Annotated in this window: 20 protein-coding genes; 12 read left to right on the top strand and 8 right to left on the bottom strand. The window is 59.9% G+C overall.

Annotated features, from left to right (window positions below; all coding sequences use genetic code 11):
• Positions 1 to 248 precede the first annotated feature (248 nt).
• Positions 249 to 566, top strand: a complete 318-nt coding sequence (locus CAI21_RS18280) for a hypothetical protein (protein ID WP_116303609.1) — start codon at positions 249 to 251, stop codon at positions 564 to 566.
• A gap of 82 nt (positions 567 to 648) precedes the next feature.
• Here the strand turns inward: CAI21_RS18280 and CAI21_RS18275 are convergent, their stop codons facing one another.
• The 3 genes from CAI21_RS18275 to CAI21_RS18265 form a co-directional block, all read right to left on the bottom strand.
• Positions 649 to 1,533, bottom strand: coding sequence for a formylglycine-generating enzyme family protein (locus CAI21_RS18275; protein ID WP_116303608.1), 885 nt, complete (start codon positions 1,531 to 1,533; stop codon positions 649 to 651).
• A 137-nt stretch (positions 1,534 to 1,670) separates the two neighbouring features.
• A complete protein-coding gene (locus CAI21_RS18270) occupies positions 1,671 to 2,951 on the bottom strand; it encodes a TRAP transporter large permease (RefSeq protein ID WP_309544720.1) in 1,281 nt (426 codons plus the stop codon).
• An 88-nt stretch (positions 2,952 to 3,039) separates the two neighbouring features.
• Positions 3,040 to 3,594 carry a TRAP transporter small permease subunit gene (locus CAI21_RS18265; RefSeq protein ID WP_116303616.1) on the bottom strand — a complete coding sequence of 185 codons (555 nt, stop codon included), beginning with the start codon at positions 3,592 to 3,594 and terminating at the stop codon, positions 3,040 to 3,042.
• A gap of 156 nt (positions 3,595 to 3,750) precedes the next feature.
• Here CAI21_RS18265 and CAI21_RS18260 point away from each other — a divergent pair, with 156 nt between their 5' ends.
• Together CAI21_RS18260 and rrtA are read left to right on the top strand one after the other, a co-directional pair.
• Entirely contained in the window at positions 3,751 to 4,683 is a 933-nt protein-coding gene (locus CAI21_RS18260; protein ID WP_116303607.1) for a S1 family peptidase, read from the top strand.
• Positions 4,684 to 4,688: 5 nt separating this feature from the next.
• Entirely contained in the window at positions 4,689 to 5,273 is a 585-nt protein-coding gene (rrtA, locus tag CAI21_RS18255) for a rhombosortase (RefSeq protein ID WP_147305168.1), read from the top strand.
• A gap of 22 nt (positions 5,274 to 5,295) precedes the next feature.
• Here the strand turns inward: rrtA and CAI21_RS18250 are convergent, their stop codons facing one another.
• Positions 5,296 to 6,642, bottom strand: a complete 1,347-nt coding sequence (locus tag CAI21_RS18250) for a sensor histidine kinase (protein WP_181919522.1) — start codon at positions 6,640 to 6,642, stop codon at positions 5,296 to 5,298.
• Positions 6,635 to 7,327 carry a response regulator transcription factor gene (locus CAI21_RS18245; RefSeq protein WP_116303604.1) on the bottom strand — a complete coding sequence of 231 codons (693 nt, stop codon included), beginning with the start codon at positions 7,325 to 7,327 and terminating at the stop codon, positions 6,635 to 6,637. The genes CAI21_RS18250 and CAI21_RS18245 overlap by 8 nt, the downstream gene beginning before the upstream one ends.
• A 182-nt stretch (positions 7,328 to 7,509) precedes the next feature.
• On the opposite strand from CAI21_RS18245, the gene CAI21_RS18240 reads away from it, so the two are divergent.
• The 3 genes from CAI21_RS18240 (at position 7,510) to CAI21_RS25240 (ending at position 10,155) form a co-directional block, all read left to right on the top strand.
• Positions 7,510 to 8,010 (top strand): Spy/CpxP family protein refolding chaperone, encoded by a 501-nt coding sequence (locus CAI21_RS18240; protein WP_181919521.1) that lies wholly within the window; start codon positions 7,510 to 7,512, stop codon positions 8,008 to 8,010.
• Between the two features lie 195 nt (positions 8,011 to 8,205).
• Positions 8,206 to 9,699 carry a BCCT family transporter gene (locus CAI21_RS18235; protein ID WP_116303602.1) on the top strand — a complete coding sequence of 498 codons (1,494 nt, stop codon included), beginning with the start codon at positions 8,206 to 8,208 and terminating at the stop codon, positions 9,697 to 9,699.
• A gap of 18 nt (positions 9,700 to 9,717) precedes the next feature.
• Entirely contained in the window at positions 9,718 to 10,155 is a 438-nt protein-coding gene (locus CAI21_RS25240) for a hypothetical protein (protein ID WP_116303601.1), read from the top strand.
• Here CAI21_RS25240 and CAI21_RS18225 read toward each other — a convergent pair.
• Entirely contained in the window at positions 10,152 to 11,021 is an 870-nt protein-coding gene (locus CAI21_RS18225; protein WP_258868207.1) for an NAD-dependent protein deacetylase, read from the bottom strand. The genes CAI21_RS25240 and CAI21_RS18225 overlap by 4 nt on opposite strands.
• A 354-nt stretch (positions 11,022 to 11,375) precedes the next feature.
• On the opposite strand from CAI21_RS18225, the gene CAI21_RS18220 reads away from it, so the two are divergent.
• Entirely contained in the window at positions 11,376 to 11,783 is a 408-nt protein-coding gene (locus CAI21_RS18220; protein WP_258868994.1) for an RNA ligase partner protein, read from the top strand.
• A 49-nt stretch (positions 11,784 to 11,832) separates the two neighbouring features.
• Here CAI21_RS18220 and CAI21_RS18215 read toward each other — a convergent pair whose 3' ends face one another.
• Positions 11,833 to 13,014, bottom strand: coding sequence for an RNA ligase (locus CAI21_RS18215; protein ID WP_258868208.1), 1,182 nt, complete (start codon positions 13,012 to 13,014; stop codon positions 11,833 to 11,835).
• A 277-nt stretch (positions 13,015 to 13,291) separates the two neighbouring features.
• On the opposite strand from CAI21_RS18215, the gene CAI21_RS18210 reads away from it, so the two are divergent.
• The 4 genes from CAI21_RS18210 (at position 13,292) to CAI21_RS18200 (ending at position 16,528) form a co-directional block, all read left to right on the top strand.
• Positions 13,292 to 13,846, top strand: a complete 555-nt coding sequence (locus tag CAI21_RS18210; protein ID WP_116303599.1) for a phasin family protein — start codon at positions 13,292 to 13,294, stop codon at positions 13,844 to 13,846.
• Positions 13,847 to 14,149: 303 nt separating this feature from the next.
• On the top strand, positions 14,150 to 14,314 hold the full coding sequence (locus CAI21_RS23340) for a hypothetical protein (RefSeq protein ID WP_181919519.1): 165 nt from the start codon (positions 14,150 to 14,152) through the stop codon (positions 14,312 to 14,314).
• A complete protein-coding gene (locus CAI21_RS18205; protein ID WP_258868209.1) occupies positions 14,307 to 15,380 on the top strand; it encodes a Gfo/Idh/MocA family protein in 1,074 nt (357 codons plus the stop codon). The genes CAI21_RS23340 and CAI21_RS18205 overlap by 8 nt, the downstream gene beginning before the upstream one ends.
• Positions 15,377 to 16,528, top strand: coding sequence for a DegT/DnrJ/EryC1/StrS family aminotransferase (locus CAI21_RS18200; protein ID WP_116303598.1), 1,152 nt, complete (start codon positions 15,377 to 15,379; stop codon positions 16,526 to 16,528). The genes CAI21_RS18205 and CAI21_RS18200 overlap by 4 nt, the downstream gene beginning before the upstream one ends.
• On the opposite strand, the gene CAI21_RS18195 is transcribed toward CAI21_RS18200, so the two are convergent.
• Positions 16,510 to 18,126 (bottom strand): GH3 family acyl-acid amido synthetase, encoded by a 1,617-nt coding sequence (locus tag CAI21_RS18195; protein WP_116303597.1) that lies wholly within the window; start codon positions 18,124 to 18,126, stop codon positions 16,510 to 16,512. The two genes, CAI21_RS18200 and CAI21_RS18195, sit on opposite strands and share 19 nt — an antisense overlap.
• 486 nt (positions 18,127 to 18,612) lie before the next feature.
• Between CAI21_RS18195 and CAI21_RS18190 the strand changes: the two genes are divergently transcribed.
• The gene (locus CAI21_RS18190) at positions 18,613 to 20,136 is read left to right on the top strand and encodes a fumarate hydratase (RefSeq protein ID WP_116303596.1); all 1,524 of its coding nucleotides are present in this window, start codon (positions 18,613 to 18,615) and stop codon (positions 20,134 to 20,136) included.
• Positions 20,137 to 20,171: the final 35 nt, after the last annotated feature.

The following is a 20,171-nucleotide window of genomic DNA, read 5'->3' as shown; positions in this document are numbered from 1 at the left end:
AACCATGGCTTCATCGTCATGCCAATCTTCCTTATCCGATTCTTCTATGCGTCCACTAGGCTGGCCCCTAGTGTATAGGGCTTTATTACCCGATTGTAGGCACAACGCCCCCGGAGGATGCGGCACTGTAGGCTGGGTTGAGCCAACGGCGAAACCCAGCATCCCCCCTTCCCGCTCAGCAAGCGTTTGAAGATGTTGGGTTTCGGCTACGCCTCAACCGCAACCTACCAAGCCGCACGATTGGTCGAATGATTTATAGGCTCATGAACACCGGCGACGGATGGAACTTCCGAGACGTACAACTCATTCCCAGCAGCAGCGGCATCCTGCAATACGGCCCCGGTCGGAACGAGCGCCGCGAGGCGGCCATCCTCTACCTCCTGCAAACCCTGGTCACCAGCAAACGGGAATACCAGGAGATTCTCGAGCACATCGGCCCGGTGACACCGGGCGGGTCTGCGACGGAAAAAGCGAACCGGGCAGAGGCCAACCAGCAGCAAATCATGGACTTCCTCGACGGCCGTCAGAAACGTGAATTCCTTAGTTGGCTGGAGGACTTTACCTAACCACCGGCTTTTAAGGGCCATTCCTGGCCGTCGCGATGGCGCGCGCAGAGTACCGCGCCATCGCCGCCTTCCTGTCTTACGGTTACTCTAGCGGGCCGGCCTCAATCGGGCTTGTTTGATTCACCACACAACGAATACCACCACCTCCCCCGGTGTTATCAGGAGAACGCGGTGCACGCCGGAATACCATGTTATATTCCGCGGTGCCCAACCAACTTCCACCGCGCTGCACTTTCCGAGCACCGTCATCAGGCCCTTGCGGGTTGTGCTTCGGCTCCTCGGTATACGGTCCATACCAATCCAAGACCCACTCCGGCACGTTCCCCATCATGTCATACAACCCGAGCGGATTAGGAGGAAAACTACCCGGTGGTGTTTCACCCGACGGCGTATCCGGTCCACGATAGTTACGCCCCCGGTCGATGGTGCCGTCGTCTGTCGCATACGGCACGTTCTTACCGCGGCTCCGCGCCGCGTACTCCCACTGCGCCTCGGTCGGCAGATCAAACGGCAGCCCTGTGAGTTCGCCTAACCAGTGGCAGTACGCGCGGGCGTCGTACCAATCCATACCCCATGCGGGAAGGTTTGGAGCACGACTCTCATTGTGCAAGCGGTGCCCCCGAACCAATTCGCGCCCGCTCGTCTTTGTGAACAGGTCGTACTCTTCATAAGTAATTTCATACCGCTGAATCGAGTAACTATCCAAGGTCACCTCATGTGCCGGATGCGTATCTCGATCCCCGGTCCAAAACCGATTAATCACCGTCCCGTCCGACAGCGTCCGCTCAAAGCCGACGTCCCCCATCATGAACGTCCCACCTTCGACGAACACCAGGCTCTCCAGCGTCCGGTCCACATGCGCCTGCAACTCCGGGCTTAGGTTCTCCGGGTCAATCCGCTCACCGCTCGTCCCGCAGCCGGCTAATAACAACGCCCCCAATATTCCCAACCATGGCTTCATCGTCATGCCAATCTTCCTTATCCGGTTCTTCTATGCGTCCGTGGGGGCGGGACCCCGCAGGCAAGTGCAATTAGCGCCGCCCGGCCAATGACATTTATCTCACTAAACATCTTGCGGGCGGCTTCAAAAAAGCCGCCTCTCTCCTACGGCGTCATGCTCATCCCCGGCAACCACAACGCTAACTGCGGAAACGTAATAACCAGCGTCAGCGCCAACAGCTGTATCAATATAAACGGGACGACGCCTCGATAAATATGCCATGTGGTGACACCAGGCGGCGCCACGCCTTTTAGGTAAAACAGCGAGAAGCCGAACGGCGGCGTTAAGAACGACGCTTGCAAGTTCAGAGCGATCAACACTCCTAACCAGAGCGGGTCTAATCCGAAGCTCAATGCGATCGGCACGACCAAAGGCACCGCAATAAAGGAGATCTCGATAAAATCGAGGAAGAAGCCGAGCGCGAAGATGGTCAGCATCACAAAGAATAAAAAGCCCCACTCGCCGCCCGGCAAGTTCAGCAACAGCTCTTCTACGATGCGCGGGCCACGCAAGGCATTGAATACCATTATGAATACGGTGGCGGCGACGAGAATCATGAAGACCATGCTGGTCAGCCGCACGGTCTGATCCATCGCCGCGCGTAGATTGCCCATGTTCAAACGGCGATTGATGGCCGCTAGGATCAACGCGCCTAAGGCACCTGCGGCGCCGGCCTCTGTGGCGGATGCGATGCCGAAGAAGATTGTCCCCAGCACAACGAATACGAGTGCCAATGGCGGTATTAAGCTGCGCACAACCAGCATGGCGAGCTCGCGCCCCCACTCCGGTCGCTCGTCAACCGGCATGGCCGGCGCCGCCGCCGGGTGGCGCCAAGCGACCCAAACCACCCATAGGATGTACATAAACGCCAGCAATAAGCCGGGGATAAACGCACCTAAAAATAAGTCGCCGACCGAAATACCCATTTGGTCCGCTAAGATGATGAGAACGATGCTCGGCGGGATAATCTGGCCTAAAGTGCCGGAGGAGACGACCACGCCGCTGGCGAACGCTTTGTCGTAGCCGTACTTCAGCATCACCGGCAAAGCCAGTACGGCCATGGTGACGACCGAGGCGCCGACAACGCCGGTCGAGGCCGCCAGTAAAGCACCCACCACGACGACGGAAATCGCCATGCCGCCGCGCAAGGCGCCGAATAGGCGCCCCATCGTTTTCAATAGCTCTTCCGCCAAGCCGGACTTTTCCAGCATGACGCCCATGAAGATAAAGAAGGGCACGGCCACTAAGGTGTAATTGTCCATCACACTGCCGAATATTCGCTGCGGCAGTATGTTAAGTCGCGCCATGCGGATCGGCGTATCCCAGGGGTAGGAAATACCGAGCAGGGTCGGCACCAGATCGCTCGCAAACAGCGTAAACAGCAAGGCGGTACCGCCCAGGGAAAAGCTACCGGGTAGCCCGAAAGCAAGAGCAGGATGAGGACGACGAACATCCAGAGAGCGAGATACTCCATTACGATTTCTCCCCCTCGGCATCCGTCGGCGTCGACCGCCAACCGCGCAGAAAGGCGACGCGCTTAATCACCTCGCTCACGCCCTGTAACATCAGCAACACGAAGGCGACGATAATAACCGTTTTGATCGGGTAGCGGGGCAAACCGCCGGGATTGGGGCTTTGCTCCAGCACCGCCCAGGATCGCAACACATAGTCCCAGCTGTAGTAGATCGCTAGCCAACAAAACGGCAGCAACAGAAATACCGTACCGACGATATCGATCCAGGCGCGCGTGCGGGCGCTAAAACGACTGGACAGTACATCGACGCGAATATGGCCGTCGCGACTCAGCAGGTACGCCGCCCCCAACAGAAAAATCAGGTTGAACAGATAGGTTTGGGTTTCGATCCAAACATTGCCGGCCAATTGCACGCCGAACATCGCCCCCAGATAGCGGGTAATAGCGTTATAAACGCCAATCAATACCAACAGCAGCGCCGCCCATCCCATTAGACGGCCAACGGCGCCGGTGAAGGCATCGATCCCGCGCGAAATCAATAAAAGCAGCTGCATGGTCGATCCACTTAGTTTATTGTCAGTCACTGCGGCTGTGGTGTTAAGAAAGCGCCGGACGTCATTGCCGCCAGCTTCCGGCTCGGCAGCGTTCGGCGTTTTCTTAGGCCGGGAAAGCTTAGCACCCTGAGCGAAAACGGGAACCACCAACCCTTCATGACGCTACGAAAAATCACGCCTTTTTTTGGTCGCCGGTTGTCGCTGTGGCTGGCCGCGATGCTCCTCGCTTGGACAAGCCAGACGCTGGCCGGCGAGCGCATTCAGCCGCGCATCATCGGCGGCGATCATGCCGAGGAAGCCGCCTGGCCGGCCCATGTCGGCCTGATCGACACCGGCTGGGCGAGCACCTACGGCGGTTATTTCTGCGGCGGTACCTTAATCGCGCCGCGCTGGGTCATCACGGCGGCTCATTGCGTCGAGCGACGAGCGCCCTGGGATATCGAGGTATTGAGCCAAACGCACTCCCTCCTCCTGGGCGGCGAGCGTTTGCGCGTTATCGGCGTGTGGCTACACCCGCGCTACCACCCCGGCACCCTGGCCCACGATCTCGCCCTGTTGAAATTGGCGGATACGTTCAACGGCCCGCCGATGCGTATCGGGGAGGCGGAATTTGCACGGCCGACCGACCAAACGGGGCGGCATGCGACGGTCATCGGCTGGGGTGTAACGAGTAACCAAGGCAGCCGCCCCTTCCGCTTACAGGAAGCCGAGCTTAGATTGATCGACCGTGGCCGCTGCCGCCAAGACTTCAACAATGCCGACCCGGCCTACCCGCCCATCACCGACCGAATGCTGTGTGCAGGCTACGAGGTGGAATATTATCAGCAGAGAGACTCCTGCCGGGGCGATAGCGGCGGCCCGCTGATGGTGCACGACGGCCAGGCTTACGTATTGGTGGGCGTAGTCAGTTGGGGTCCGGAGCGATGCGCAACCGAGGGGCTGTACGGCGTTTACACGGACCTCACCCAATACACCGACTGGATCGCCGCTCATCTGGAACCGGAGCAGGTGCGCGCCGGCTACGGCAGCCTTAGTTACGGCGTCGTGTTGGCGTTAATCCTGCTCGCTGTAGGGCGCCGTCGTCGGTGATTGCCATGCGCGCCCAGGAGGCTTTGCCCCGCCTCATACTCCCGCTCGGCCTCGGTGCGCTGCTTTTGGCGGCGTACGGCCTGGATCTTGGCGCATCGTTAAGCTACCGCCGCGATGCGGTCTTGGACGGCCGCTACTGGCTGCTCCTGTCGGGGCAGTTCGTGCATATCGACCTTGCTCACGTAAGCCTTAATGCCGCCGGCCTGATACTAATCTGGCTGCTCTGGAGCGAGCAGTTGCGTACGTTCAACGGCATGTTTATCGGCATTTGGAGCGCTTTGTCGGTGGCTTTCGCTCTGCTGCTGATCCATCCGCAGATCGTCGGCTATGCCGGCTTTTCCGGGGTGTTGCATGGCTTGGCGGCGGGCGGGGCCTTGCTCGGTCTGCGTCGGCAGCCGCGTTTTAATGCGCTGTTTCTGGTTCTGCTCGCCGCTAAATTGGGGTGGGAGCTCTGGGGTAGTGCGCCTTCGCCGCACGCCTTCGATGTCATCGTCGAAGCTCACGCCTGGGGTGCCGGCGGCGGTGTTATCGCCGCGACGATGTTACTTACCTGCCGCCGCAGAACTGCTTCGGGCTTAGCGGGCTGCTGAAAAATTATTCTCCGCAGCCGGATTAGGGGCTGTCGACACTCGTGTCGCGGCTGGGCCGCGAGCGCGGTAGCCGCAGGCTGACGGCCAAGCCACCCTCCGGCCGGTTCGCCGCCTCGATATCGCCGCCGTGGATACGCAGCGCGCGCCGGGCGATGGCTAAGCCCAAGCCGTAGCCGCCGGTGCTGCGCTCGCGAGCGGCCGAGACGCGGACAAACGGTTCGAATACCCGTTCTAGCTGCTCTTCGGGCAAGCCGGGGCCGTCGTCGAGCACCGTGATATTTATCGCCTCGCCGTCTGTCCTCAGCACAACGCCGACTCGGCCGCCTTCCGGCGAGTACTGAACAGCGTTGCGCACGACATTCTCGACCGCCGAGTGCAGCAGCCCCGCATCGGCGGTCGCGCTGATGCCTTCGGCCCCTTGGAACTGAAGCGATAAGCGGTCGCCCGCTTCGAATGCGGCATCATCGACCACATCCCGAACTAAGCCGGAAATATCGACCGCTGCCCAACGCGGCTCGACCGCCCCGGTTTCCATCCGCGACAACGACAGCACCTGGCCAATCAAATCGTTTAGCCGCTCGGCTTCCCGCTCGATGCGATCCAACGAGGTGCCCGCCGATGCACCCGCCGCCCCGCGCGCCAATTCCAAAGCCACTTGCAGGCGGTTAAGCGGCGATCGTAGCTCATGGGAAACATCGCGCAACAGTTGCGTTTGGACTTCCAGCAAATGCTGTAGGCGCTCGGCCATGAGGTTGAAATCGTGGCCGAGTTCGGCAATTTCGTCGCGGCCGCGCAAAGGCGGTACCCGAGCTTCTAACTCGCCGTCGGCCAAACGCTGAGCGGCAAGACGAATCCGTCGGATAGGCCGGCTGATAACGCCGGCGAGTAAAAGGCTTATCGCGGCGCTCACCGCCAACGCGACGCCTAAGCGCAAGCTGACGGGCAAATCCTGTAGGCGGTACCGGTGGTGCGGCAGCATCGCTACCAAGTGATACTCGCGGCCGTCGACTTTAAAAGCTTCGGCCACCGCACGGGGGCGGCCGCCACGCGTTTGGCGGGTATCTAATTCCGCTTCCAAGCGCTCTTGCAAAGGCCGCGGCAACCGCTGCGCCGGGAACAGCCGACTCCGCTCCTCGATAACGAAGAACCGCAACTCCGACTCTCGGTTTAGGCGCCGCAGCCAAAGCCGCACTCCCTCCGAGTCTTTATGGGCGAACATGCGTTCGGCCTCGGCCACGTAAGCGGCCATCGCGCTGGGTGTCGGTAAGCTCGGCCCGGCCCAGTAGCGCTGGGCCAATATCAGGGTGCCCCCCATCAGCAGCATCGCCACCCAAAACCAAAGAAAAATCTTGAGAAACAAACTACGCATCGGCAGCCGCCAAGTATTGATAACCGACGCCGCGCACCGTGGTGATACGGGCCGTGCCATCCGGCAAGGGCCCGAGCTTCCGCCGTAAGTGGCTGATATGCATATCGATACTCCGGTCGTACGGCAATAGGGGGCGCCCCAGGCACTGCTGCGAGATCGTTTCTTTGGAAACCACGGTGCCTGCTTCGCGGAGCAATAGCTCCAATAGCGAAAACTCGGTTCCGGTCAGCGTGACCGGCTGCTCCGCGACCGCGACGTAGCGGCGCCCAATGTCCAGATAGACATCGCCGATATGCAGCACGCTCGCTTCTCGCCCGTCGCCACTACCGATACGGCGCAGCAAAGCACGTAAACGGGCCACCAGCACGCGGGGGTTGCATGGCTTTGGCAAATAGTCGTCCGCCCCTAGCTCCAGGCCAACGACCGTATCGACGTCCTCGCCTCGTGCCGTCAACATCAATACCGGCGTCGCGTCGGTTTTGCGCAGCTCCCGCAGGACGTCGAAGCCGCTCAGCTCGGGCAACATGACATCCAGCACAAGGGCGTCGTAATCGCCGCTTTGGGCCTGCGCCAATGCAGCCCGCCCCGTATGCACGCTATCGACGGCGAAACCCTCGCCTTCTAAGTATTCGGTGAGCATTCGGCACAGCTCGACGTCGTCGTCGACCAGTAACAGCTTCGGCATAGCGTTCTCGGTTCTCCCAGCAGATGCCTTCGATTTTGCCATAGCGGCCCGGCAGACCGCAGTGCCAAACCGGCTCCGTAACATTTCTTTACAGAAGCCTTGCACTCTCGCTACCCGCAATAACGATGCAGCTGCGTAGACTGAAGCTCAGGCAAAACCTGTTCCGACCAAGGAGTCGCTGTATGAATCGGATGAAACGCTACGCTGCCGGCCTCGGCACGGCCTTAGTTCTCTCCCTCGGCATCAACGCTACGGTAGCGGCCGAAGCGCCGACCGGCGCGAAAAACTTTGCCGCCAGCGGCATGCCGATGCACCCGAAAGGCTTTGAGCGCCTGAGCCGGCATCTGGAATTGACGGAGACGCAACAGGAGCAAATCCAAGCGATCCTCGACAGCGCACGCCCGGAGTTGCACGCGCTGCACCAGCAAATACGCGAGCAATACCGCACGATTGGCGAGCACACGCAGTCCGGGTTTGACGAAACGGCCGTTCGCAGCGAAGCGGAAAAGCTCGGCGAATTGGTTGCCGAAGCCACGGTATTGGGCGCCCGAGTGCGCGCCACGGTACAAGAAGTACTGACCGACGAGCAGAAGGCGAAGCTCAGCGAGCGCCGCCACCACCGGCCGGGCCCCCGCCACCACCGGCCGGGCCCCCGCCACCATCGGGGGCACAACGCCGAATAGCGGCAGGTCGCGCAGCCTGGGCCGATAACCCCGGCCCAGGCTGCGCGGCGTCGCCAAACACATCAAAACGCTTATACAAGTCTATTCTTTGAGTTAGAAAACCCTTATTTACTGACGCAATGGAGGTTCAGTAAGGATACCCGCCATGGCTGTCGGCGAACGCTGGGGCTTGAAGATTAATCCCACCGTTTTTTCGTGTCGCTCGCGGTCATTCTGCTGTTCGTCGTTGTCGGAGCACGCTTTACCGAGCACACCGGCCGGGCCTTCGGAGTAATTCAGAACATCCTGATAACTTATTTCGGCTGGTTCTATGTCATAGCGGTAACCTTCTTTCTTATCTTCGTCGTCATTCTTATGTTTAGCCGCTACGGCAGCATTCGCCTGGGCGGCAACGACTCCGAGCCCGATTACAGTTACGGCACTTGGTTTGCGATGCTGTTCAGCGCCGGCATGGGCATCGGCCTTTTGTTCTTCAGCGTTGCCGAACCGATTTCGCATTTCGCCGAACCGCCTGTGGAGGCAGGCGGTACCGTCGCTGCCGCGCAAAATGCACTGCGCTTAACTTACTTTCACTGGGGCCTGCATGCCTGGGGCATTTACATCATCGTCGGGCTGTCGCTGGCGTACTTCAGCTTTCGCCGGGGGTTACCGTTAGCCATTCGTTCCGCCTTCTATCCGCTCCTCGGACCGCGCATTTACGGCCCTATCGGCAATTTGATCGATATTCTTGCGGTATTCGGCACGATGTTCGGCATTGCGACGTCGCTGGGGCTTGGCGTTATGCAGATCAACGCCGGGCTGAATTATCTGTTCGGCCTCGCCGAAAGCATTCCGATCCAGATCGCGCTCATTGCCATTATCACGGCCATCGCCACCTTATCGGTCGTGCTGGGCCTCGACCGAGGCATCCGTCGCCTTAGCGAGTTCAACTTAAGCCTCGGGCTTTTGCTGGCCTTGCTAGTCCTGGCGATAGGTCCGACGATGTTTATCGTCGACAACGTGGTGCAAACCACCGGCTTCTACCTACAACGCTTGCTCGAAACCACCGTGTGGCTGAACGCTTTTGGCGATAAAGAATGGCAAGCCGAGTGGACGTTGTTCTATTGGGGTTGGTGGATCGCATGGTCGCCATTCGTCGGCATGTTCATCGCGCGGATATCGCGCGGCCGGACAATTCGCGAATTCATCCTCGGCGTGCTGTTAGTTCCGACCCTGCTGACCTTTGCCTGGATGGCAATTTTCGGCGGTACGGCACTCCATATCGAACTGTTCGGCGAGGGCGGGCTGGTACAGATTGTCGAAGACAACTTACCGCTGGCGTTATTCGCCCTGCTCCAGGACTTCCCCTTCGCGATGCTCACGTCGAGTATCGCTACGATCGTTGTCCTGACCTTCTTCGTCACCTCTTCCGACTCCGGCTCGTTGGTCATCGACATTCTTGCCTCCGGCGGACACGCCCAGTCGCCGACGATTCAGCGCCTATTCTGGGCCGTGTTGGAAGGGGTGGTCGCGGCAATTTTATTACTCACCGGGGGCCTGTTGGCGCTGCAAACCGCAGCCGTCACAACGGCACTGCCGTTCACGGTCGTGCTGCTGTTCATGTGCTATAGCTTGCACCGTTCGTTACGCAGCGAACCCCTCACGCCCGGACGACACCCCAACCTATACGGCGACGAGAAATGGGATTGACCAAGGAGGGTATTGCGCATGGCTTGGCGGCAACGACTGGACGAGATCTTTCGCGAGCTTCGGCAAAGTAGACGACGCGAAACGGCGGAGGAGCGCCATCGCCGGGTCGAGCAGTTCATCCGGAGCACTGCGGCGGCCGCCTTTGCCGACCTAAAGAGCGAGCTGGAGAAACACGACCGCAAAGTCGAGGTGACCGCCGCCCAGGACGCGGCCACCATCACCGTTTTTCGCGACGACGACGAAGAGTTTTATTACGCGATCAAAGCACGCCGCTATCACAAGGGTAACTTCGCCTTTCCCATGCTCCCCTTGGAAGACGCCTACGGGCACGTTTATCGCGCCGAAGCCTTGGTTCGAGAAGGCCCGCTACACCGGGATGTCACCGACTTTAGCAAGGAGCGCATCATTCAAAATTTCTTATACGAGTATCAACGACACATCCATTGGACGCTTTAAGCTGGCTGTTCTACCAGACAGGGTAAAACCTCCGCGGCGGGCGCCTCGACCTTCAGCGACAGCGCCGCATCGGCGCGCGTGCGCCCAAGATTCACCGCCGCCACGGGCTGGCCGGCCTCGACGGCGGCACGCACGAACCGAAACGACGACCACACCATAAGCGACGACCCCAGAACCAGTACCGCGTCGACCTCGTGCAATTTAGCGAACACATCGGCCACCCGGGGTTTGGGTACATTCTCGCCGAAGAAGACCACATCGGGCTTCCACACTCCGCCGCATCGCTCGCAGCAGGGAATCTCGAAGCGGTCGAAATCGGCGCGCTCCAAGTCGGCATCGCCGTCCGGCGCGATGGGCACCGGCGTGGCAGCGACGTCCGCATCGCGCCAGGCGGGGTTAAGATCCAACAGTTCGGTTTGGAATAGGCAACGCGCTTTACGCGCGCCGCAAGATAAGCAAGTCACGGAGTCCAGACGACCATGCAGATCCGTGACTTTGCGACTACCGGCACGCTGGTGCAAACCGTCGACGTTCTGTGTCACCGTCCACCAGGCCTGACCCGCCTGCTCCATGGCGGCAACGGTGCGATGAATGCGATTCGGTGCGGCGGCGGCCATCGCCGGCCACCCCACCAGACTACGCGCCCAATAGCGCCGCCGACTGGACTCGCTCCTTAGGAAATCCTGAAACTGAATCGGCTGCTTGCGCTTCCAACGCCCGTCGCCGTCTCGGTAATCGGGAATGCCCGAATCGGTACTGCAACCGGCCCCCGTAATCAGCAACAACCGCGGGTGAGCACGCACAAATGCCTGGAGCCGCTCGATCGACCGGCTCAGCCGTACCAACTCGTTTGCCTCTACCGCCACAGCTAACTCCTTCTGCAATCCGCCCCGATGGCGCAGACCGCGCCCCAAGCCTGTTCGCGCAGCTTGCCCGCCACCGCCACCCCTGAGGGAAGCAAATTTATGGGACGGGACGACCGGCGCCATATTCATTTATATGGGACAACACGAGGCAACGATGAATTCGACCAAACCGCAACCCGTGGTGCTCGATACCAGCGTTTTCAGCAACCCCGCCGTCGCCGAGGCGTTCGGCCCCGATGCGGCGACGGCACTCGATGTCTTCGTCGACTTGGCGCGCCAGGTCGATAACCGCGCCACCTTTTATATGCCCCCTTCGGTTTTGCCGAACTCCAAACCTTCGTCGACCGTGACCGCTTGCCCTCCGACTTCCAATTCGTGCTTTGCCTCAAGGCGCCCACCCGCGACGAGATCACCGTCCCCGGCAATTATTTGTACGAGCTGATCGACGACATTCGCACCCGCGTCGATCGCGGGCTGCGGGTGGCGGAAAAAGCGGTGCGCGAAGTCAAACCCAGCAGCGTCGAAAAAACCATTACCCGGCTTAGGGATCGTTACCGGGAAGCGTTACGGACCGGGCTGTTGGATTCGACCGAGGACTTGGATGTTATCCTCCTCGCCCACGAACTCGGGGCAGCCGTTTGCTCCGCCGATACCGGCCTTATGCGCTGGGCCGAACGGATCGGCCTGCGCTTGATCGAGCCGCGTGCGTTGCGCGGCATTTTAGAGCGGCTTTCGGACGATAACCGCGCAAGCAACGCCTAAATCCGAAAACCCGCACTTCCCGTCGCGGCGGAACAGACAGCCAAGGCGGTTAATCGAAAACCGGTCCGCCGCCGAGCAAGGTCCGTAAGCGATCGCTGGATTTACGAAAGATCTTGCGAAACGTCAGCTCGTAGTGGCTGCCGTCCCAACGCCGCGATTGCTCGACAACGTCGATCGTACTGGAGCGATAACCGAGATGCGCCAGTAACGCATCGCAACTGCTGGCGTGGCGAAGCCGTACCCGAAATGTTCGCCCGACTCGCTCGCCATGCTCGACATCGTCCAAAGCTTGGTTAAACCCTTGAATTAACGCTTCTCCTAACTCCCCGGCTAACCCATCCAATCGCGCCCGTTGGCCCAACTCGCGCAAGGCCATGACCATACGCACGATGCGGTGGGTAAAGAACTCTCCCGGCAGCTCCAGCTCCAACGCCGCATCGCTCACGATATCGGTCAGGTTAATCGATGGCGTTACGTACTTAACGCGCAAGCCGTCCGCCGGCGGTTTCAGTACGGCCCCCTCCGCCCCTTCACTATCGAGTCGGAGTAACGCCTCGCCCAACGGAGTCAGGTCGTCGCGGCTATAACGTCCGAGCAGCGGCGTCTGGGGGATATCGTACCGCTCCAGTACGGTCCGACGCTCGGCAACCGGCAAAAAGCGTTGCTCGCCAAATCGCATCAGGTCGAAGCAGAACAATTGCACATCCTCGCCCCAGCGATCGATTAACGTTGGCATGTACGGGTTTCCCTTGCCCGCCACCTCCGCGCAGAGCACAAGATCGGGATGGGCATCGAACAAGCTATTCAGGGCCTGCGTATCCAGCAAATCCGGCAACCGATCGCGCGTAAACGGGCAGACCACGCCGCTACGCGTAACGGGAACAAGCGCCTCGCCGACCCGAAAGATGCGTACGTTATAACCGTCGATTTTCTCTTCCGCGTAGAATGGCTCGCGAAACGCCTGCCGCACCCCGGCCGCCAGCGCAAATACCCGCGCCACGCTGGGATAAGCCGGCACGACATGCCCTTCCATCATGACGGCTCCCCGTGGCATGCCGTGAAAATCCGTACGTAGACGATAGAATACGTACCCGTCTTCGCTTCGCCTCTCGGCGGCACGAGCAGCCAGCGCCGCTTGAAACTGCTCCGGTTGCGGTGCTACCGGATACCGTTTGATACGCGTCATGCCGCTATTCCTATGGCCGCCGGTGGCGCGCAACGGCGCGCTCACACCGGCGGCTTCCTCGGATTCGACTGTCTATAATGTTCGGGGTGGTTTGCTGCGTATTCCAGCGTTACGAAACAGCGATGGCGGACTAACCTGCGCCGACAACGAGCATCCGGTTTGAACAACACCGTCGGTAACCCTATTCTGCTTTTTAGGGAGTGCTGAACAATTTCCTTTCGTAACCTTGATCGAAATCGCACTTGCCTCCAACTTCTGAGCGTCTTACGGCACATCCGAGTGTTATTTGCCGTTTCCTTACTCATGGCAGGGAGTACGAGAAATGCAGCCTAATCCGTCTCAGGAGACTAGCCCTCACATGGACGCCGTCATGATGCCTATGCGGCAATGGGGCGATATGATGACGCCGATGCGTCAATTCGGAAGCTTAATGATCGACAGCATGGAGCGCTTCAGCGACTATCAGCTGGAAATAGTGCAGTCTTACACCCTCTACACGATGCGCCAGCTACGCGAGGCGATGGAAGTCCATGACGCTCGTAGCCTACGGGAGTATCTTGCGAATCAGAGCCGGGCAACGGAGGAGCTTGGGCGCAAGCTTGCCGAAGATACGCAGCAACTAATGTCGATCAGCCAGGATGTAACCAATCAAGGGTTGCGGGTAATTCGTTCCAGTGCGGAAAAACCGTCGAGCACGCACAAGAAACGGCGCAAACGGCAACCAAGCAGGCTCAAAGTCAAAACGGCGGCTTTCCCATTCAGGGCTACGACGACCTCACCGCCGAAGAGATTAAGCAGCGTCTCGATAACCTGGACAAGGACGCCATCCGGCAATTGCAGCAGTACGAACGCAAGCATAAGAATCGTAAGGCGCTGAACGATGCGTACTCGCGCCGCCTTTAAGGTAAGGCCCGGCGAATGGAGCGCCGAGCCGATACGGCACCTTCCATGCAGCGCCGCCCGGCAAGCTTAAGAAAACACTAGCCCCCTATGGTGACGCCGGCGCTACGGCGGGCGTCACCATAGATCCAGTCGCCCGCGACGGAAAAGCTGGAAACGGGCCAGGCGCCTTAAGTATAGTAGAGCACAGTCCTATAAGGCTGGTAAGCAACGACTGCCTAAGCCATGGCTACCGGTCAGCGTCGCGGCAAGATCACGCCACGGCCCGGGACGCGGTTGCATGGAATACGCACCTGCTACCGAAACGGGATGGGGCGTTGGCATGTTCCGACCCGAACAGCTTAGCTTCGGGCTGGAGCACGCGCTGCCCGTCAAGGATAGAACAGCCGTTTACCACATTACACAACGGGAAACGGCGGCATGGAAAAAGGATGCACATGCCTGAGAACAAGCACAAAAAGCCTACAGTGGCTTGTACCGGCTCGAGTCGCCGCCACGTGCGAGTGGGCGTTATCGGGGCCGGCGCCTGGGGTAGCAATCTCGTTCGTAATTTTCACCAGCTTGGCGTCCTCGGCGGCATCGCGGACAACTGCCCGCAACGCTGCCAGGCACTTCGCCAAACTTACCCGGATATACCCTGCCATCGGGACATGCAGGCCTTGCTCGCCAGCGAGGTCGATGCCGTCGCCGTGGCGACGCCGGTCAAATCTCACTATGAGGTTGTAAAAGCGGCACTGCTGAGCGGAAAAGACGTCTTTGTGGAAAAGCCGCTCACGACCAACCTCGCCAAGGCCGAGGAGTTGCAAGCGCTAGCCAGCCGGCTCGGGCGCATTTTGGTGGTTGGCCATCTGGTTCTTTTTCAACCGGCCGTTCAATGGATACGCGATTACCTACGCGAAGGGCGGCTCGGCACCATTCGTAGCATCCATCAGGAGCGGCTGAATCTCGGTCGTGTCCGCGACTACGAAAACGCCTTGTGGTGCCTCGGCTCGCACGATGTCGCCGTCCAGCTCTACCTACTCGATAGCTTACCGCACGAGCTCCGGGTGCATGGCCAATGCGTCCACCAGGATCACATCGAAGACGATGTGCACCTGCACCTGGGGTATCCGGGCGGTATCCAAAGCCATTTGCACGTTTCCTGGTGGTGGCCGACTAAGCGGCGCAGCCTGACCATCCTCGGCACCGAGGGGATATTGGTTTACGACGAAATCGACCAGACCGTCACCCGCCATTACAAAGGCATCGGCAACGACCTGGATGTCCGCGACGAAGGTTCGGAGCTGCTGTGCGAAGGCCACGGCGAGCCTCTGAAGCTGGAGCTGGAACACTTCCTCGACTGCGTGCGGCAACGCCGCCTGCAACTGGCCGACAATCAATATGCGGTCGATGTCGTCCGTGTTATCGCAGCCGCGAGCGAACAACTCCGGACTCAAGCCGCCCGCCAACAAGGGCATCGCGAGCGGGTTCCGCTGAAGCTGGTCAAGCACCGCACCGGAGAACTTTTATGAGTGCAATTTCTAACTCGATCCCCATTTATGACCCAAGCGCTCAAGACCGCCCGCTCGCGAACGCGTTACAAGACGCCATCATGCGCGTACTGCATTCCGGCGCCTATGTTTTGGGGCAAGAGGTAGCCGCCTTTGAGGACGCGATTGCGAGTTACCTCGGCGTTCGTCACGCTATCGGCGTCAATAGCGGCACCGATGCCCTGATTATCGGACTTGCTGCGCTCGATGTCGGCCCAGGCGATGAAGTCATCACCTCGCCGTTTACCTTTTTCGGCACCGCCGAGGCTATCAGCCGACTCGGCGCCGAGCCGCGATTCGTGGACATCGACCCGACAACCTTTAATCTTGACGTCGGCCAGGTCGAAGCGGCGATCAACGAGCGCACCCGCTGCCTGCTACCGGTCCATTTGTATGGGCAAGCCGTGGACATGAGCGCCTTAAAAACCATTGCCGCTCGCCACGGCTTATCTATCGTCGAAGACGTTGCACAAGCCTTCGGCTGTAGCCACAACGGCGCTCGCTTAGGCAGCCTTGGCGATATCGGCGCTTTCTCGTTCTATCCGACCAAGAACCTGGGCGGTTTCGGCGACGGCGGCATGATCACCACCCAGCGTGACGATCTTGCCGACCGCTGCCGCCGCCTGCGCGATCATGCTAATCGCGGCGGCGGTCTGCACGATGAAATCGGCTTCAACTCGCGGCTCGATGCCATGCAAGCCGCCTTGCTGCGCGTCAAACTACCGCATATCGAAGAGTGGAACGACCTGCGGCGCAAGGTGGCCGCTCGCTATTCAAGCTGGTTGCAACACGAACCTGGCTTGCGTCTGCCCTATGCGGCAACGGCGGAGAGCCACGTGTTTCACCAGTACACGGTTCGGGTAGGCTACGGGCATCGCGACAGTGTGATCCAGACTTTGCGTAAAGCCGGGATTAATGCGGGAATCTATTATCCGCTCCCGCTGCATCGCCAACCTCCCTATCGTCACCAGCGCGCGACCCTGCCGGCAGCGGAGGCGGCGGCCGACGAAGTGCTCAGCTTGCCCATTTGGCCGAATATGCCGGAGGCGACTCAGGAGCGGGTGGTGCGGACCCTTACCGAAGCACTGGACCGCGTAGAGCTAAGCGCCGGTCAAGCCGCAGCGTCCTGAGCGAGGAAGGCTTCCAAAAGCGGGTGCAAATCGCCCTCCCAATGGATCAGCGGCTCGGGTCTGGTATCGCCGACGATACGGTTTTTGCGCTCGCCAAAGTAACGGATAATCGCCCGCGCTTGCCGCGTCGTAAAACATTGTAGGGGTGCGAGATGCCCAAGATCCCGGGCTAAATCGTAGTGAAAGTGCTCGCGAAGCTGGATTTCTAGGCGAGCGGCCAACTGTTGGTCGCTCGCGGCATTTTCGCTCCCCTCGCAAAGCACAAGGTAAAAAGGCCGTTTTGCCGGTCGCCCGGCATCGACCCCTATCAAGGTAAGCGGCTTTCGTGCCGGCATGTTATGGAGACTGCTCAATAAGGTTTCGGCCACGGTCGGATTCAAACGCTCGCCAACAATATCGACGCTGCCGGCACGCCCCAAGTAGGTAAAGGTAGGACACTCCTGCATAAAGCCGGACACCAACAAGCGATCCGGCAGGGCATAGCGCAGCAAACCGCTAGCCGTAGTCAAGACCGGCCGCACTTCTTGCCCCTGCTCCAGCTGCCAAGCAGGCACAACCGCCTCCGAGTCCAAATCGACGAATTCGTAGAAGTGACTCCGCACCGCCAACGGGTAGCTGCCGCGGTACGGAAGGGTAACCACGCCTTCCGGCCCCCACAAGCCTTTGCCTTGAAAACGGACAGCCGGCAACAGCGCCCGCACGGCGTCTGCCCAAGGCGCGGCCGCGGCACCATCCGAGGCGCTGACGACTCCCAGGCTCGGCCACAACTCACGAAGAAATTCAGGGCTTAAATGCCCGTCCCACTCCTGCAACAACGCGGCGGCTTGCGCATTAAGCGGATGGCCGGCGGTATCGACAAGTGTCTCCGTTCCATTCAATACGGCTGCCACTTCATCGCGTCGCTGCGACAGCGCCTCCAGTAAATCCAGCGCAAACACCGGACTCCATACGGACAGAAACGATAAATCGCGAGCGGCGGCGAGCTGGCAAAGATTCGCCAGGATGAACGCGTCGTACCTCGACGTGTAAACCATCCAAGGGGGAACGACCGAGGTCGCGGCGAGGACGCGGCGCTTGGCTAACGACAATCCCACATGCTCATGTAGGTTGCCGACTCGTCCGGCATAATCGGCGGGCACCCAAGGGAACGACCAAAAATGCTTGCCGACCCGCAGCCGAGGCTCTTGGTTATACAGCTCGCTGAGCCAGGGATCGACCGCCGCCTCTATCTGATGTAGTACCGTTGGCCCATAAGGAATCCACTTAACCGCTTCCTCTGAGCTGCCGCTCGGCTGATACCGGCCGCAGACCTCGCCCGTGAGCACGTTATGCCCTTGTTGCCACTGGCGCTCAACCGCACCCCGCCAGTATTCGTAGTCCGTTAACGGCACAGCCTCCTGAAACGCCTCAAGCGACATATCCTCCCGCAACCCTAAGGCGTGCCCGGCCTCCGTTGCAGCGCTACGTCTAAGCTGGCTTCTAAAAATCCACTCTTGCGTTTCCCGAACCTGGCGTAAGGCCCGATCGAACTTTTTCTGTCCCGGCCGAGAAAGATGAAAATGCAGGCGATGGGCGATGCGAGATAGCGAATGTCTCATAGAGCTCTCCCTTGCTGGGCAATAACCGCCTCTTACGCGGTCATCCGCCGGGGCCGGCGAGCACCCAGCGCGCCCTTAAAGCACCGACCAGGAGCCCTAAAAACTCGGTGTTGGGGTAATACGAACGCTGATTCGGTAATAAATACAGGCGGAGCGGTATAAACAACCGCATGCAGGCAGGTAACGGCCATCCTTGAATCCTTATCGACGTATCGCCCGACGACAACCCCGCCGGCGACGAGGAACGCTTCGCCCCCTCGCGTTAACGTTCCACTACATTATTATTTGGTGACATTTTGTTGCCATTATAAACCTTCTTTAACAACAGTAAAGACGGGCTATTGATTTATCGGCTATTTTCCCGCCCTAAGGAATAGGCGGCAGTCTTGCCGCTGCTGTGGTATAACGTTGCCCGACTTCAAATGGGGCTTTGGGTCCGCCCTTCCCGACCCGTTGCGCCCTGGCATAGGCAGGAGAGTTCCGAGCATGACTACGATTCGCCAGGATGATTTCATCCAAAGTATCGCCGACGCACTTCAGTACATTTCCTATTATCACCCGACGGACTTTGTGAAAGCGGTTACCGAGGCGTACGAGCGCGAGGAATCCCCCGCCGCTCGGGACGCCATGGCGCAAATTCTTACCAATTCGCGGATGTGTGCCGAAGGCCGACGGCCGATTTGCCAGGACACCGGCATCGTCACCGTGCTGTTGAAAATCGGTATGGATGTACGCTGGGATGCCACGATGGGCGTTGAGGACATGATCAACGAAGGCGTTCGTCGCGCCTACAATCACCCGGACAACGTTCTACGGGCTTCGGTCCTGGCCGACCCGGCCGGCAAACGGCAGAACACGCGCGATAACACCCCCGCCGTTGTCCACACCCAAATCGTACCGGGCAATACGGTCGACGTTATGGTCGCCGCCAAGGGCGGCGGCTCGGAAGCCAAGTCGAAGTTTGTAATGCTTAACCCCTCCGACAGTATCGTCGATTGGGTCTTAAAGACCGTGCCGACAATGGGAGCCGGCTGGTGCCCGCCTGGCATTCTCGGCATTGGCATCGGCGGCACAGCGGAAAAAGCGATGGTGTTGGCGAAAGAAGCCTGCATGGAAACCATCGATATCCATGAGTTGAAAGCACGCGGCCCGCAAAACCGCGCCGAAGAACTGCGATTGGAAATCTTTGAAAAAGTTAACCAGCTCGGCATCGGCGCTCAGGGCTTAGGCGGGCTCACCACGGTACTCGACGTCAAAATCCGCGACTACCCGACCCATGCCGCCAACCTGCCGGTTGCCATGATTCCGAACTGCGCCGCGACCCGTCACGCGCATTTCGTGCTCGACGGTAGCGGTCCGGCCGAATTAACGCCGCCGAACCTTAACGACTGGCCGCAGATCACCGCCAGCGCCGGCGACGGGGCACGCCGCGTCAATCTGGATACGGTCACCCCGGCAGAGGTACAGAGCTGGAAGCCAGGCGAAACCTTGCTCATTTCCGGCAAGATGCTAACTGGGCGCGACGCCGCTCATAAGCGCATCGCCGACATGTTCGCCAAGGGCGAGCCGCTACCGGAAGGCGTCGACTTCCGTAACAAATTCATTTACTACGTCGGCCCGGTCGATCCGGTGCGCGACGAAGTCGTCGGCCCCGCAGGCCCCACCACCGCAACCAGGATGGACAAGTTCACCGAGATGATGCTCGCGCAAACCGGCCTGCTCGGCATGGTCGGCAAAGCCGAACGCGGCCCGGCCGCTGTCGAAGCCATCAAACGCCACAAAGCGGTTTATTTGATGGCCGTTGGCGGCGCGGCTTACCTCGTCTCCAAGGCCATCCGTAAATCGCGGGTGGTCGCCTTCGAAGATCTCGGGATGGAAGCGATTCACGAGTTCGAGGTGGAGGACATGCCGGTGACGGTCGCCGTCGACAGTCAGGGCGAATCCGTTCATGAAACCGGCCCGGCCCAATGGCGTGCCAAGATCGGCAAGATTCCGGTCAGCGTCGAGTAAGCTTCTCTACCGCAACGCCCCCGGGCCTTTGCCGG

The sequence above is a fragment of the Alkalilimnicola ehrlichii genome, from assembly GCF_003399765.1.
GTDB lineage: Bacteria > Pseudomonadota > Gammaproteobacteria > Nitrococcales > AK92 > AK92.
This window is presented reverse-complemented; position numbering and strand designations above follow the sequence as displayed.